Consider the following 13131-nt stretch of genomic DNA (forward strand, 5'->3'; position numbering starts at 1 on the left):
TTCATAGCATAAACCACAACCGTCGCAGCGGTTCCGAGCGGCCGGCCGCGGTGGTTACGGGCGCTCGGCCAGGAACGCAAGGACACCGGCCTTGTGGACCTTATCACCCACTGCGAGATTGTGATCGCGATCCGGGATGTCGAGCGCCCTGCCTTGAATGAGCAGGCGCGCCAGGGCGTGCGGATCGCCCGCGATATCGTCCCGCGTGCCGACCGACACCAGCACCGGCACCAGAATGCGGGCAAGCCGCTCGGTCGACAGGCTCTGGCGAGACCCCCGGATGCAGGCCGCGAGTGCCCCGAGGTCGCCACCCGTCGCATCGGCGAAGCGCCGGAACATGCGCGGCATGGCGCCGCTGACGGCATCGAGCGATGGCGCCTCGAGGGCATCGGCAATGGATTGCGGCAGCCCGGTGCCGTCCAGAAGATGGATGCCAAGGCCCCCGAGCAGGGCCGAGCGGGTGCGCTCCGGAGCCATCGAAGCCAGGAAAGCGGTGATCCGCGCGCCCATCGAATAGCCCATCACATCCACCCGTTCGAGGCCGAGGTGATCGAGCAGCCGCACGGCATCGGTGGCCATCAGGTCGGTGTGGTAGTCTTCCGGCCGGCGCGGCTTGTCGCTTCGGCCATGCCCGCGGTTGTCGAGCGCGATCACCCGTCGTCCATCGGCCTGCAGCGCCTTGACCCAGCCGGTGTTGACCCAGTTCACCGCATGGTTGGAGGCGAAGCCGTGGATCAGCAGGATGGGTTCGCGCCGGTCCTGGCCGACCGGCGGCTCGTCGATATAGAAAAGCGTAAGGTCGCCGGATCGGAATTCGGGCATGGCTGGCTCGTCGAGGGCGATGAGTTGCAAGCCGACACCCTGCCGGTTTTCGCTCGCATCCCATATCGAACTGAGCGATACCGGCCGGGAAAGCAACATTTCTCCGGAACTCTTCATGGCCGCTCCTCACCAGACGCCGCATTTCCACAACGAGATCGGCGTGCCGACCATCCGGGTCGGCGTCCGTGAGTTCATGTGCACGGGAGCGTTGCCGCCATTCGACCACCCGCACACCTTTATCGACATGGGCGACAGCGGCGACGCGGTCTGCCCTTATTGTTCGACCCACTACGTGCATGACGGCTCGCTCGGCCATGGGTGCGAGCCTGCCTCCTGCGCCTATCGGCCCGACACGGCCCCCTGACCCTGCCTTCGGGCGTGACCCATCTGGCGGTCGCGGGAGCCGGCATCGGCGGCCTCGCGGCAGCCTTGTCCTTGGCGCGCGTAGGCTTGCGCGTCAGCCTGTTCGAACGACGACCGGCCTTGGCCGAGTTCGGCGCCGGGCTTCAACTCTCCCCCAATGCGACGCGAGTGTTGTCGCGGTTGCGGCTTCTCGAGGCCGTGCGGGCCGTGGCGCTCGAACCCCGCTCGGTCCGGGTACGGCGCAGTCGCGATGGCGCCGAGCTGATCCGCTTTCCGTTGGGCGACCATGCCGTAGTGCGCTATGGCGCGCCGTTCCTGCTTGTGTTGCGCCGGGATCTGCAACGGGTGCTGGCCGAGCACGCCAGTGTGGAGCCCGCGATCCGCCTTGTTTTCGGCGCCGACGTCGCGGGCACCTCGGCGAAGGGCGTGGCGCTCGCAGGTCAAGGCGAGCCTTTCGCATGCGACGGCTTCGTGGATGCGCGCGGCATCGCAACAGCGGCGGCGCGCGACAGCGGCCGCATCGCCTGGCGGGCCCTGGTGCCGAGCGCGCGACTGGGCACCACCCACCGGGCGCCCGACACCAACCTTTGGCTTGGGCCTCGTACCCATCTGGTGCATTACCCCGTTCCTGGGGGGACGCACGTCAACGTCGTCGCCATCACGCAAGCCTCCGCCGCGACGCCGTCCCGGTCGGACGATCCCTGGTCGCGTCCCGGCGATCCTGCGGCGCTGCGGCATGCCTTCGCGGGGTGGCACACCGAGGCGCTGCAGCTTCTCGATCCGACTGCGGAATGGCGCTGCTGGCGCCTTCGCGATGCCGCGCCTCGGGCGCGATGGTCGGAGGGCAACATGACGGTGCTGGGTGACGCCGCCCATCCCATGCTGCCGTTCCTGGCCCAGGGCGCCTCCCAGGCGATCGAGGATGCCGGCAGCCTCGCGGTATGCCTCGCGGAGGGCGTGTCGGTCGTTCCTGCCTTTGCGGCCTATGAACACCAGCGTCGCGACAAGGCCGCGCGGGTTCAGCAGCAATCCCGGCGGCAAGGCGACATCTATCACCTCGGCAGACCCGCGGCCGACGCACGCGACCTCGCGATGCGGCTGCTCGGAGGCTCCCGCGCGCTTGCCCGGCTGGACTGGCTTTACGGCGGCTCCTGAACAGTCGTCGCCGGGCCAGCGTCTCTGCTGCAATGCGGAAGATTCTGGGGGCGAGAGGGATCGATCCGAGACCTGCCGAGTTTGCGAGGCAAGCTGGCGTGACCCTTTGGTCGCGTAAGCCGCGTTGGGAGCGAGGTCGTGAAGCTGTTCGATTGCCAGAATTGTGGGCAGACCCTGTTCTTCGAAAACACGCGGTGCGAGCGCTGCGGCCTGCGGGTCGGCTACGACACGTGCTCCAACACGCTGATGGCCCTCGACCGCGACGCCGAAGAGCTCAGCCATCTGGTCTGGCATAAGGCCGGCGACCCGAGTCATTCGGTCAAGTTCTGTGACAACGCGGCCTACGATGTCTGCAACTGGCTGATCGCGGCCGACGATTCGGACGATTATTGCCTCGCCTGCCGTCACAACCGGACCGTCCCGGACCTCGGTAAGGACCACAACAAGCTGCTGTGGAAGCAGCTCGAATTTGCCAAGCACCGGCTGTTCTACACCCTGCTGGCCCTCAAGCTGCCCCTCGTGACGCGCGGCCAGGATCCGATCGAAGGCTTGATCTTCGAGTTCAAGGAGGACGAATCGGCGACCAAGCGGGTGTTGACCGGCCATGACCATGGCGACATCACGATCAACATCGCGGAAGCCGACGACGCCGAGCGGGAGCGCCGCCGGGCCGCCATGCACGAGCCGTACCGGACCCTGCTGGGCCACTTCCGGCATGAGGTCGGCCATTATTATTGGGATCGCCTGGTGCGCGATGCCCCGGCGCTCGAGCCCTGCCGCGCCATCTTCGGCGACGAGCGGGAAGATTATAATGCCGCGCTGCAGAAGCATTATCGCGAGGGGCCGCCCGCCCATTGGCGGGAGCACTACGTCAGCGCCTATGCCACCACCCATCCGTGGGAGGATTTTGCGGAGACCTGGGCGCATTACCTGCACATCATCGACACGCTGAACACCGCTGAAGCTTTCGGCATCCGGATCAAGCCGAAAGACATCGTGGCGTCCGACGCCCTGGCGACGCGTGTCGATTTCTCGCCCTACACGGCCGACAGCATCGCGCCGATCATCGAGGCCTGGGTGCCGCTGACCTTTGCGGTCAACAGCTTGAACCGCAGCATGGGTCTTGGTGACTTCTACCCCTTCGTGTTGACGCCGACCATCATCGAAAAACTCGGCTTCATGCACGATCTCGTGCACGGCTGGGTCGGGGCGCAGCGTCGAGCGCAACCGGCCATCGAAACAGCCGGGCATCGTATCGACGGCATCAATCCCGACTGAGGCGCGGTCCGCCCGTTGTGATCGGGCACGTGATTTGCAACAAGCAGCGCGAGCCGGCCTAACCGCCTGGCCTTGGTGCTTGGACTTGCAGGTGGATCATGGACGCGGTCGTTTCGTCGAACTCAGCTCCCGCACCCGGTCTGGACAGCAAGACGCAGCCGCTGATTGACGACATTCGCCTGCTCGGCACTATGTTGGGCGACATCATCCGAGAGCAGGAGGGGGCCGCAGCCTTCGATCTCGTCGAGTCGATCAGGCGGTTGAGCGTCGCCCATCAGCGCAATTCCGATGAAGCCGCCGGCCATGCGCTCGAATTGCTGCTTCGGGGTCTGACGCCCTCTCAGGCCGTGTCGGTCGTGCGGGCCTTCACCTATTTCTCGCACCTCACCAACATCGCGGAAGACCGGCACCACGTCCGGCGTCGCGCCCACCACGAGCGTGAGAATCCCGACGGCGGAGCGCTGCAGCCCGGCAGCTTGGCTCAGGCGTTTCGCCGCTTTTCCGAGGCCGGCATCGGCAAGCAGGAGATCGCCGCGGCCCTGCAGGACGCCTGGGTGTCGCCGGTGCTGACCGCCCACCCGACCGAAGTGCAACGCAAAAGCCTCCTCGACGCCGAGCTCGCTGTCGCGGAATTGCTGGCTGCGCGAGACGGGCTGTTCAACGCCCGGGAGCGGGCCCTGAACGAGAGCCAACTCCGCACGCGCATCATGCAACTGTGGCAGACCCGCCTGCTGCGCTATCGCAAGCTGACGGTCCGCGACGAGATCGAAAACGCCCTCAGCTATTACCGGACCACATTCCTGCGTGAGATCCCACGCCTTTATGCCGAACTGGAGCACCTGCTCGGCGAGCCGGTGGCGCCCTTCTTCCGCATGGGCAATTGGATCGGCGGCGACCGCGACGGCAATCCCAATGTCGATGCCGAGACGCTGACGATCGCGGTGCGCCGCCAATGCGAAACCGCCCTCACCTATTATCTCGGGGAGTTGCACAACCTCGGTGCCGAATTGTCGGTGTCCCGCATGCTGGTCGGCTGCACCCCGGAGGTGGACGCCCTCGCGATGGCCTCGCAGGATTCGAGTGCCCACCGGGACGACGAGCCCTATCGCCGGGCCGCCCGCGGCATCCACGGCCGGCTCGCCGCCACCCTCACGGCACTGACCGGAGCGGCGGCCCTGCATGTGCGCGGCGGAACGCTCGAGCCGTATAGTTCTCCTGGCGAGATGATCGCCGACCTGCGGGTGCTGGAAGCGTCCCTCGCGGCTCACCATGGCGGTGCCTTGGCGGATCTGCGTCTGCGGCCTCTGATCCGCGCCGTGGAGGTGTTCGGCTTCCATCTGGCCACGGTCGATCTGCGGCAGAGTTCGGACCGGCACGAGGAATCCCTGGCTGAGCTGTTCAGCGTTTCGGGTGTCGAGCCCGATTATTCGGGGCTCGACGAGGCCTCCAAGCAGGCCCTGCTGCTGCGGGTGCTCGGCGACGCCCGTCCGCTGCGACTGCCCTTCGCGACCTATTCCGAAAAGGCACAGGGCGAGTTCGACATTTTCATCAAGGCGCGCGAGCTACGTCACGCCTTCGGCCCTGACACGATCCGGCACTACATCATCAGCCATACCGAGACGGTCAGCGACCTGCTCGAAGTGCTGCTGCTCCAAAAGGAATTCGGCCTGCTGCGGGGCACGGTGTCGGACACGGCCGCGGACAGCCGGGCGGAACTGATCGTGTCGCCGCTGTTCGAGACCATCGCCGACCTGCGCAACGCCGAACCCATCATGCGGGCGTTCTACGCCTTGCCAGGCATCCGGGGTCTCGTCGGGCGTTCGGGCGCCCAGCAGGACATCATGCTGGGCTATTCCGACAGCAACAAGGATGGCGGCTTCTTCACGAGCTCATGGGAGCTTTACCGCGGCTCGACCGCGCTGATGCGCTTTTTCGATACGCTGCCCGACGTCACCTTGCGGCTGTTCCATGGCCGGGGCGGCGTCGTCGGCCGCGGTGGCGGCCCGAGCTACCAGGCGATTCTGGCCCAGCCGCCCGGCACCGTGAACGGGCAGATCCGCTTGACTGAGCAAGGCGAGGTCATCTCGAGCAAATACGCCAACGCCGACATCGGCCGCCGCAACCTCGAGACCTTGATGGCCGCAAGCCTCGAAGCCACCTTCCTGTCAGGCAAGGAGGTACCGCCCGACGCCTTTTTACAAGCGGCCGCGACCTTGTCGGCCGACAGCATGGCGGCTTACCGGTCGGTGGTCTACGACATGCCGGGCTTCACGGATTACTTCTTCGCCGCCACGCCGATCTCTGAAATCGCCGACCTCAACATCGGCTCGCGGCCGGCATCCCGAAAGGCCAACCGCAAGATCGAGGACCTGCGCGCCATCCCATGGAGCTTCTCCTGGGGGCAGAGCCGCGTTACCCTGCCGGGCTGGTTCGGCTTCGGTTCTGCGGTGTCGCGCTTTCTCGAGGCGACGCCCGACGGGCTTGCCTTGTTGCGGCGTATGCATGCCGAATGGCCGTTCTTCCGCACCTTGTTGTCCAACATGGACATGGTGCTGGCCAAGGCGGACCGCTCGGTGGCGCGTCGCTATTCAGAGCTGGTGCCGGATCGCGCCCTGGCTCGCCGCATCTTCGAGGCCATCGAAGGTGAATGGAACAGCACCGTCGAGGCGATCGACGCCATCACGGAATCGACCGAAAGGCTGGCCGAAAACCCCAGCCTGGCCCGCTCGATCGCCCATCGGTTCCCCTATATCACGCCGCTGAACCACCTGCAGGTCGACCTAATCCGCCGTTGGCGCGCCGGTCAGACCGAGGAGAAGATCCAGCGCGGCATCCTGATCTCGATCAACGGCGTCGCGGCAGGCCTTCGCAACACAGGTTAGAACCCGTTCGGGCGCGGTGGGCTGCCACCTTGCCCGATCGAACGGCCGACTACGGCGGCGGTGGCGACCGTCCGTTACACAGCCGAACGCAGCGGGTCGTGCACGCTGGCACCGGCTTCCTCGAATTGGATGCGGACCGGCCCGGTGCCGCGCTTGATGCGGATCACCTCGTTCGGGCCGATCGTCAGCTCCACCTCCGCGCCGTCCGCGAAGGTCATCTTCAGGCGGCTGACCTCGCTGCCGGCACGGATGTTGGTTTCCTGCCCGGCCGCGATGTCGAGGTCACGTTCTTCACCGATACCGAATGCGCTGGTGTCGTTCATGGAATGTCACCCTTTCGTGCCGCCTCGGGCAGCCTTCGCTTGATCCGCCTTGAATGGTGGCGCGGAATGGCGCCACCGCCAGTGCAGTTGCAATCACCCTTTCGCGTGCGGGCGAACCGCTTGTCGATAGGTGTTCAACACTTCCGCCGCGCCCTCGAGCCCGGCCGCATCTCCGAACCGGGAGGGCACCACCAGGGGCTCGCGGCTGCGTCTTAGGATGCGGCGGCGCACTGCGTGGTCGAGCGCCTCGATCAGCGCGGGATCATTGCCGAGGCCGCCCGACACCGGCACGATGCCGGCTCCGGTGGCGTTGACCACCATGGCGAGCGGCCCCGCAAGGAGATCGAGCCAGGCCGCGATCGTGGCGCCAGCCTGGGGCTCGCCCTGACTCCAGGCCGCGCAGATGGTTCGGCTGTCGCACTTAATGCCATGCAGCAACCGGTGCAGCCGCTCCAGGCCGACGGCGCCACCGAGGGTGTCGAGACAACCGGACTGGCCACAGCCGCAGGCGAGCGGAGGGATCACGACATCGCCGAATTGCGTCGCCCCAAGGATCGGGCCATGGCCCCATTCGCCCGCGATGCCGCCCGCGCCCTCGACGATGCGACCGTCCACCACGAGGCCGCCGCCGACGCCCGAACCCAGCACGATGCCGAACACCACCCGGTGCCCCGTGGCGGCGCCGCGCATCGCCTCGGCCAGCACCATGCAATCGGCATCGTTGGCCACCAGCACGGCGCGTCCGAGGTCCTGGCTCAATTCTGCGCCAAGCCGTCGCCCGGTGATGCACGGCACGTTGGCACTGAGCGCCATGCCGCTTTCGGGATCGACGATGCCGGCGATCGACAGCGCCAAGGGGGCGTCGCCTGGGAGATCGGCGCAAAGGCTCTGCAGGGCAACCCTGAACGCGTTCCAATCGCCTGCCGGCGTCGGTCGCCGTTGTGGCGCAGCCGCCACGCCGGTCGCGCCGAGCACGACGGATTTGATGAACGACCCGCCGACATCGGCGCAGATGCCACGCGGCGGATGGGTGGCTGAGGTGTTGATTTCAGGGCTGCTGGTCATGGCTTGGCGAAGGCGGTAGGGACGAGGTGCGTTGCGGCTCGCACAGGGGGCCGCAGGGCGTACCTGTCAAGCGCCCCATCACCGTCCCGCGAAATCAGCCAACCGAGCCGGCATGCCCTCACGCGCCCCCACACGCCTGGAAATCTGCGTCGATACCGCCGAGGGGCTGGCAGCCGCCATCCGCGGCGGCGCCGACCGGATCGAGCTTTGCGCCGACCTCGGGGTGGGCGGGTTGACGCCGAGCCCTGGCCTCATGGCGTCCGCCCGCGCGGCGCCGATCCCCGTTTATGCGATGATCCGCCCGCGCGCCGGTGACTTCATCTACGGCACGGCGGATATCGCGGTGATGCTGGGCGACATCGCGGCCGCCCGGCAGGCGGGCCTTGCCGGCGTGGTGCTGGGCGCTTCCCGCGCCGACCGTAGCGTCGACATCGATACACTGGGAACGCTGTGCCGAGCCGCCGCGGGCCTCGGCCGCACGCTGCACCGCGCCTTCGACCTGACGCCCGACCTCGACGTGGCGTTGGACGCCGCGATCGAGCTTGGCTTCGAACGCATCCTCACCTCCGGTGGCGCCACCGACGCAGCCGCGGGGCGCGACCGCCTCGCAGCCCTGGTGGCGCGCGCCGGATCGCGCATCACGATCATGGCCGGCGGCGGCGTGACCCCGGCCACCGTCGGTGCGCTGCTGCAAGAGACCGGGGTCGGCGAGGTGCATGCGTCCGCCAAAACCGCGGTGATTCAGGACGCCGACCTCGTCCGCTGGGGCTTCTGCCCCCCCACCCTGTTCGCCACGGACGCCAGCATCGTGGCCGCGTTGCGGGTCGCCATCGCGTGACGTGTGTCCGGTCCGCTGCTCCCGCGCTGGGCACCGGGATCGCCCCTGCCTAAACGGCAAGCATGAAAATTCTTTTCATTGCGCGGGACGGGCCTTGCCGAAGGATTGACGGTGCCCATAGTCGGCCGCATTCTGCGAAAATGAATTTCGCGGGGATGGAGCGGTCGTGAAGGTCGGGATCATCGGCTTGGGGTTTCGACTGGGCTACCTGGGCCGCGTCTTTTCGACGATCGACCCGGGTTTCCGCATCGTCGGCACCGTCGATCCGGCCCCGGCCGGCAAGGCCGAACTCGACCAGCACGGCATCGCCACCGGGGTCGCCTATGCCACGCCGGCCGAACTGATTGCCACCGAGCCGCTCGATCTGCTGATGGTGGGCTCGCCCAACCACATGCACCTCGACCACATCCGGGCCGGGCTCGAAGCGGGCCTGACGGTGTTTTGCGAGAAGCCCGTCGTCACCACCGTGGCCCAAAGCCTGGAGCTTGCAGCCCTGATGGCGCGCTTCGGAGCCGAGCGGCTGATCGTCGGCCTCGTGCTGCGCTATTCGCCGCTCTATCGTGACCTACGATCGGCCCAGGCCGAGGGTCTGCTCGGCGACGTGGTGTCGATCGAAGCGTCCGAACACATCGCGCCCTACCATGGCGCCTTCTTCATGCGGGACTGGCGTCGCTACGCGCGCTGGTCAGGCAGCTTCATGCTGGAAAAATGCTGCCACGACCTCGACCTCTACAACGGCGTCGTGGGCGCCCGGCCCGAGCGCGTGGCGAGTTTCGGCGGCCGCAAGACCTTCGTGCCGAACAACGATCCGGCACGCGAGGGCATCAACGACCTCACGGTTTTCCACAAGAAGCCGAGCGGCTGGATGGGCAGCGACAAAGTCTTCGACTCGGACGGCGACATCATCGACTATCAGGTGGCCATCGTCGAATATGCCAATGGTGTCGGCATGAACTTCCACACGAACCTCAACGTGCCGGACGAATACCGCCGCTTCAGCGTCATCGGCACGAGGGGCATGGCGGAAGGCGACTTCGTCCGTGGGAGCCTGCAGGTTCATCGGGCGCTCACGGGCGAGATGGCGGTGGATACGCGCTACACCGAGACGGCGTTGTCGCAGCATTATGGGGCCGACGAGCAGATGGCGGCCGACATCCTGGCCAACCTGACACGGGCAATGCCGCTGCCGGTATCCACCCTCAACGCGCTCGAAGCTGGCATCCTGGCCCTCGCCATGGACGAGGCCCGCATCAGTCGCACCGTGGTCGACCTCCGACCGGTCTGGGATCGCTTCGACGAAGCGCTTCTTGGCCGGGCCGCCTAGCAGGCGCCGCGCGCACCATGTTCAACCAGCGCAGCACCACGATCTTCGCCTGGGCCCTGCTGGCGCCTGCCATTCTGTATATCGGGGTGATCGTCGCCTATCCGCTGGTCGACACCGGCATCCTGTCCTTCACGGACGCCTCGCTGAAGCGCACCACTAACTGGGTGGGCTGGTTCAACTACGCCAAGATCTTCAACGAGACTTTCGCGGCCGTCATCGTCCGCACCTTTGTCTGGACCTTCTTCTCGGTGCTGCTGAAGATGATCGTCGGCACCGGCGGCGCGGTGCTGCTCAACGCCGCCATCCCGGGGCGGGCGCTGTTCCGCATCCTGACGATGCCACCCTGGATCGTGCCGATGGCGATCGGCATCTTCATGTGGGGCTGGATGTACAACGGCCAGTTCGGGATGATCTCGGGCGAGTTGCAGAACTTTGGCATCACCAGCGGCCCTGTGGCGTTCCTGGCCTACGGGAGCAGCGCTTTCTGGGCCACCATCGTCACGGATGTCTGGATCGGCGTGCCGCTCGTCACGCTCTATCTGCTGGCCGCCATGCAGGCGATCCCGGAAGACCTGTACGAGGCGGCCTGGACCGACGGGGCCGGCCGCCTCTACCGGTTCCGCCGCATTACCCTGCCGCTGCTGGTGCCCTCGATCATCACCATCTCGATGATCTCGCTGATCTCGACCTTCAATTCCTTCGACATCATCTGGATTTTGACCAAGGGCGGCCCCTCCGGCTCCACCACCACGATGATCATCGACACCTACCGAACCGCGATCGGCTCCTACAAATACGGCGAGGGCGCCGCGCGGGCGGTGCTGATCTGCTTGTTCCTGTCGGGGTTCTGCTACCTTTATTTCAAGGTCACGAGCCGGATTGGCGCGGAGCAGGCCCGATGAGCCAGGGCGCCCTGATCAAACGCTATCGCTGGTACGAGATGCTAGGGCTTTACGCCGGCGCGGCGGTGTTCTTGATCTTCCTGCTGGCGCCCTTCGTCGAAGGCTTCCTGGTGTCGCTGAAGCCGCTCAGCCTATTGTTTTCCTCGCCCTACCGGTTCTGGCCCGCCAACGGCTCCTTCACGGCCTACCGCACCATGTGGACCAGCGTGCCGGAGATCGGCTGGTACATCCTGAACTCGTTCCTGATCTCGTTCGCGGCGACGGCCATGACGCTGATCCTGGTGGTGCCGGCCGCCTATGCGTTCGCGCGCTTCACCTTCCGGGGCCGCGGGCCGTTGCTCGGCATGTTTCTGGCCGTCAACATGTTCTCCGGCGCCGTTCTGTTGATCCCGCTGTACCGGCTGATGCGCGGCCTCGGCCTGCTGAACACCTACTTCGCCATGATCGTGCCGGGCGCCGCCTTCCTGATCCCCACCGCGATCTGGCTGCTGCGCACCTACATGCTGCGCATCCCGCGCGAACTCGAGGAAGCCGCCTATGTGGACGGCGCGGGGTATTTCTACACGTTCCGGCGGGTGATCCTGCCGCTCGCCATGCCGGGCATCATCGTGGTGGCCATCAACGCCTTCATCACGGCCTATGCGCAGCAATTCATCTATGCGCTGACCTTCAACTCGAAGACGGAATACATGCCGCTTTCGGTGGGGCTCTTCGCTTATTTCGGCAAACAGGAAGTGGTGTGGAACGAGCTGATGGCCGCGAGCTTCGTCGGCATCGCCCCGGCCCTGGTCCTCATCTTCCTGTTGCAACGCTATCTCGTCGCCGGGCTGACGGCCGGCGCCGTGAAGTAGGAACGCACGTTTCTCGTTCAGAGGGGTTTCCATGACATTGCGTGGTTCGGTACTGGCCGGTTCGTTGGCCTTGTTGGCCTCGACGGCCTTGTCCCCGGCGGCCTTCGCCAAGGACATCAGCTTCATCTACTGCGGCGACGCCATCAACCCGGTGCACAAGAAGGCGTTCGACGCCTGGAACTCCGCCAACGCCGACGCCAAGGTGGCGCCCGAGCTCGTCGGCTGGGAACAATGCCAGGACAAAGCCACCACGCTGGCCGCCGCAGGCAACCCGGTGGCGCTCGCCTATGTGGGGTCCCGTACCCTCAAGCAATTCGCCCGCGACGAGCTGATCGTGCCGATCCCGATGACCGATGCCGAAAAGGCCAGCTACCAGCCCCACATCATCGACACGATCACCTTCGACGGCAAGCAATGGGGCGTGCCGATCGCCTTCTCGACCAAGGCCCTGTTCTGGAACAAGGACCTGTTCAAACAGGCCGGCCTCGACCCCGAGAAGCCGCCGACCACCTGGGCCGAGGAGATCGCCGACGCCAAGGCCATCAAGGAGAAGACCGGCATCGCGGGCTACGGTCTGCCGGCCAAGACCTTCGACAACACGATGCACCAGTTCCTGCATTACGTGTTCACCAACAACGGGCAGATCGAGGATGCCTCCGGCAAGGTGGTGCTCGACAGCCCGCAGAACTTGGCGGCGCTGACGACGATCAAGGACCTCGTCCCTTATGCGGAAGAAGGTCCGACCGCCTATGAGCAGAACGAGGTGCGGGCCATCTTCCTCGACGGCAAGCTCGGCATGATCGAGAACAGCACCGGCGCCATCAAGCGGCTCGAAGGCACAAAGCTGCATTGGGGCGTCGCCAACCTGCCGCTCGGGCCGGATGCCAAGGGCCCCGGCACGTTGCTGATCACCGACAGCCTCGCGGTGTTCAAGGGTTCGGGCGTCGAGCCGAAGGCGATCGAGTTCGCCAAGTTCCTCACGGCCCCGGCCCGTCAGGAAGAATACGAGCTCGAAGGCGACGACGGTCTCGTGCCGTTGCGCCCGTCGCCGACGGTCGACAAGTTCGTGGCCGACCACCCGGCCTGGAAGCCGTTCCTCGACGGCATCAAGTTCGGCGGCCCGGAGCCCCTCTTCACCGACTACAAGGGCTTCCAGAACGCCATGATCGACATGGTCCAGGCGGTGGTGACCGTCAAGGCCACCCCGGCCGACGCGTTGAAGAAGACCGCGGCCGACGTCGAGCAATATAAGTAGGCCGCCCAAACCACGATCCCTCATTCCCGGGCGCGGCGCAGCCGAACCCGGAACCGGTGTGCACCGACCCCCG

General features: G+C 66.2%; 12 protein-coding genes. 9 read left to right on the forward strand and 3 right to left on the reverse strand.

The features are described 5' to 3' along the window. Positions 1–54: 54 nt before the first annotated feature. Positions 55–822 (reverse strand): alpha/beta fold hydrolase, encoded by a 768-nt coding sequence (locus tag P7D22_RS00515; protein WP_319932330.1) that lies wholly within the window; start codon positions 820–822, stop codon positions 55–57. A 115-nt stretch (positions 823–937) separates the two neighbouring features. Between P7D22_RS00515 and P7D22_RS00520 the strand changes: the two genes are divergently transcribed. The 4 genes from P7D22_RS00520 (at position 938) to ppc (ending at position 6500) form a co-directional block, all read left to right on the forward strand. Next, positions 938–1186, forward strand: a complete 249-nt coding sequence (locus P7D22_RS00520) for a zinc-finger domain-containing protein (RefSeq protein WP_319932235.1) — start codon at positions 938–940, stop codon at positions 1184–1186. Between the two features lie 14 nt (positions 1187–1200). After that, positions 1201–2340, forward strand: a complete 1140-nt coding sequence (locus tag P7D22_RS00525) for an FAD-dependent monooxygenase (RefSeq protein WP_319932236.1) — start codon at positions 1201–1203, stop codon at positions 2338–2340. Between the two features lie 138 nt (positions 2341–2478). Next, complete coding sequence (locus P7D22_RS00530; protein WP_319932237.1) at positions 2479–3618, forward strand: zinc-binding metallopeptidase family protein; 1140 nt, start codon at positions 2479–2481, stop codon at positions 3616–3618. Between the two features lie 98 nt (positions 3619–3716). After that, positions 3717–6500: a phosphoenolpyruvate carboxylase gene (ppc, locus tag P7D22_RS00535; protein ID WP_319932238.1), complete on the forward strand. Its 2784-nt coding sequence runs from the start codon at positions 3717–3719 to the stop codon at positions 6498–6500. Between the two features lie 74 nt (positions 6501–6574). Here the strand turns inward: ppc and P7D22_RS00540 are convergent, their stop codons facing one another. Together P7D22_RS00540 and P7D22_RS00545 are read right to left on the reverse strand one after the other, a co-directional pair. Then, complete coding sequence (locus P7D22_RS00540) at positions 6575–6823, reverse strand: hypothetical protein (RefSeq protein ID WP_319932239.1); 249 nt, start codon at positions 6821–6823, stop codon at positions 6575–6577. 93 nt (positions 6824–6916) lie between these two features. Beyond that, positions 6917–7888 (reverse strand): ROK family protein, encoded by a 972-nt coding sequence (locus tag P7D22_RS00545; RefSeq protein ID WP_319932240.1) that lies wholly within the window; start codon positions 7886–7888, stop codon positions 6917–6919. A gap of 112 nt (positions 7889–8000) precedes the next feature. Here P7D22_RS00545 and P7D22_RS00550 point away from each other — a divergent pair, with 112 nt between their 5' ends. From P7D22_RS00550 to P7D22_RS00570, 5 genes are all read left to right on the forward strand, one after another. Beyond that, entirely contained in the window at positions 8001–8726 is a 726-nt protein-coding gene (locus tag P7D22_RS00550; protein WP_319932241.1) for a copper homeostasis protein CutC, read from the forward strand. Between the two features lie 166 nt (positions 8727–8892). Continuing rightward, entirely contained in the window at positions 8893–10050 is a 1158-nt protein-coding gene (locus tag P7D22_RS00555) for a Gfo/Idh/MocA family protein (RefSeq protein ID WP_319932242.1), read from the forward strand. Positions 10051–10067: 17 nt separating this feature from the next. Beyond that, a complete protein-coding gene (locus P7D22_RS00560) occupies positions 10068–10952 on the forward strand; it encodes a carbohydrate ABC transporter permease (RefSeq protein WP_319932243.1) in 885 nt (294 codons plus the stop codon). Beyond that, positions 10949–11803, forward strand: a complete 855-nt coding sequence (locus P7D22_RS00565) for a carbohydrate ABC transporter permease (RefSeq protein ID WP_319932244.1) — start codon at positions 10949–10951, stop codon at positions 11801–11803. The genes P7D22_RS00560 and P7D22_RS00565 overlap by 4 nt, the downstream gene beginning before the upstream one ends. 31 nt (positions 11804–11834) lie before the next feature. Further along, positions 11835–13058 carry an extracellular solute-binding protein gene (locus tag P7D22_RS00570; protein WP_319932245.1) on the forward strand — a complete coding sequence of 408 codons (1224 nt, stop codon included), beginning with the start codon at positions 11835–11837 and terminating at the stop codon, positions 13056–13058. Positions 13059–13131 lie beyond the last annotated feature (73 nt).

This window comes from Lichenihabitans sp. Uapishka_5 (assembly GCF_033947565.1).
Taxonomy (GTDB): Bacteria; Pseudomonadota; Alphaproteobacteria; order Rhizobiales; family Beijerinckiaceae; genus Lichenihabitans.

What these genes read in the sequence shown, in the direction of transcription:
- P7D22_RS00515 (WP_319932330.1), bottom strand. Translation starts at nt 822, where the DNA reads ATGCCCGAATTCCGATCCGGCGACCTTACGCTTTTCTATATCGACGAG.
- P7D22_RS00520 (WP_319932235.1), top strand. Translation starts at nt 938, where the DNA reads ATGGCCGCTCCTCACCAGACGCCGCATTTCCACAACGAGATCGGCGTG.
- ppc (WP_319932238.1), top strand. Translation starts at nt 3,717, where the DNA reads ATGGACGCGGTCGTTTCGTCGAACTCAGCTCCCGCACCCGGTCTGGAC.
- P7D22_RS00540 (WP_319932239.1), bottom strand. Translation starts at nt 6,823, where the DNA reads ATGAACGACACCAGCGCATTCGGTATCGGTGAAGAACGTGACCTCGAC.
- P7D22_RS00545 (WP_319932240.1), bottom strand. Translation starts at nt 7,888, where the DNA reads ATGACCAGCAGCCCTGAAATCAACACCTCAGCCACCCATCCGCCGCGT.
- P7D22_RS00550 (WP_319932241.1), top strand. Translation starts at nt 8,001, where the DNA reads ATGCCCTCACGCGCCCCCACACGCCTGGAAATCTGCGTCGATACCGCC.
- P7D22_RS00560 (WP_319932243.1), top strand. Translation starts at nt 10,068, where the DNA reads ATGTTCAACCAGCGCAGCACCACGATCTTCGCCTGGGCCCTGCTGGCG.
- P7D22_RS00565 (WP_319932244.1), top strand. Translation starts at nt 10,949, where the DNA reads ATGAGCCAGGGCGCCCTGATCAAACGCTATCGCTGGTACGAGATGCTA.
- P7D22_RS00570 (WP_319932245.1), top strand. Translation starts at nt 11,835, where the DNA reads ATGACATTGCGTGGTTCGGTACTGGCCGGTTCGTTGGCCTTGTTGGCC.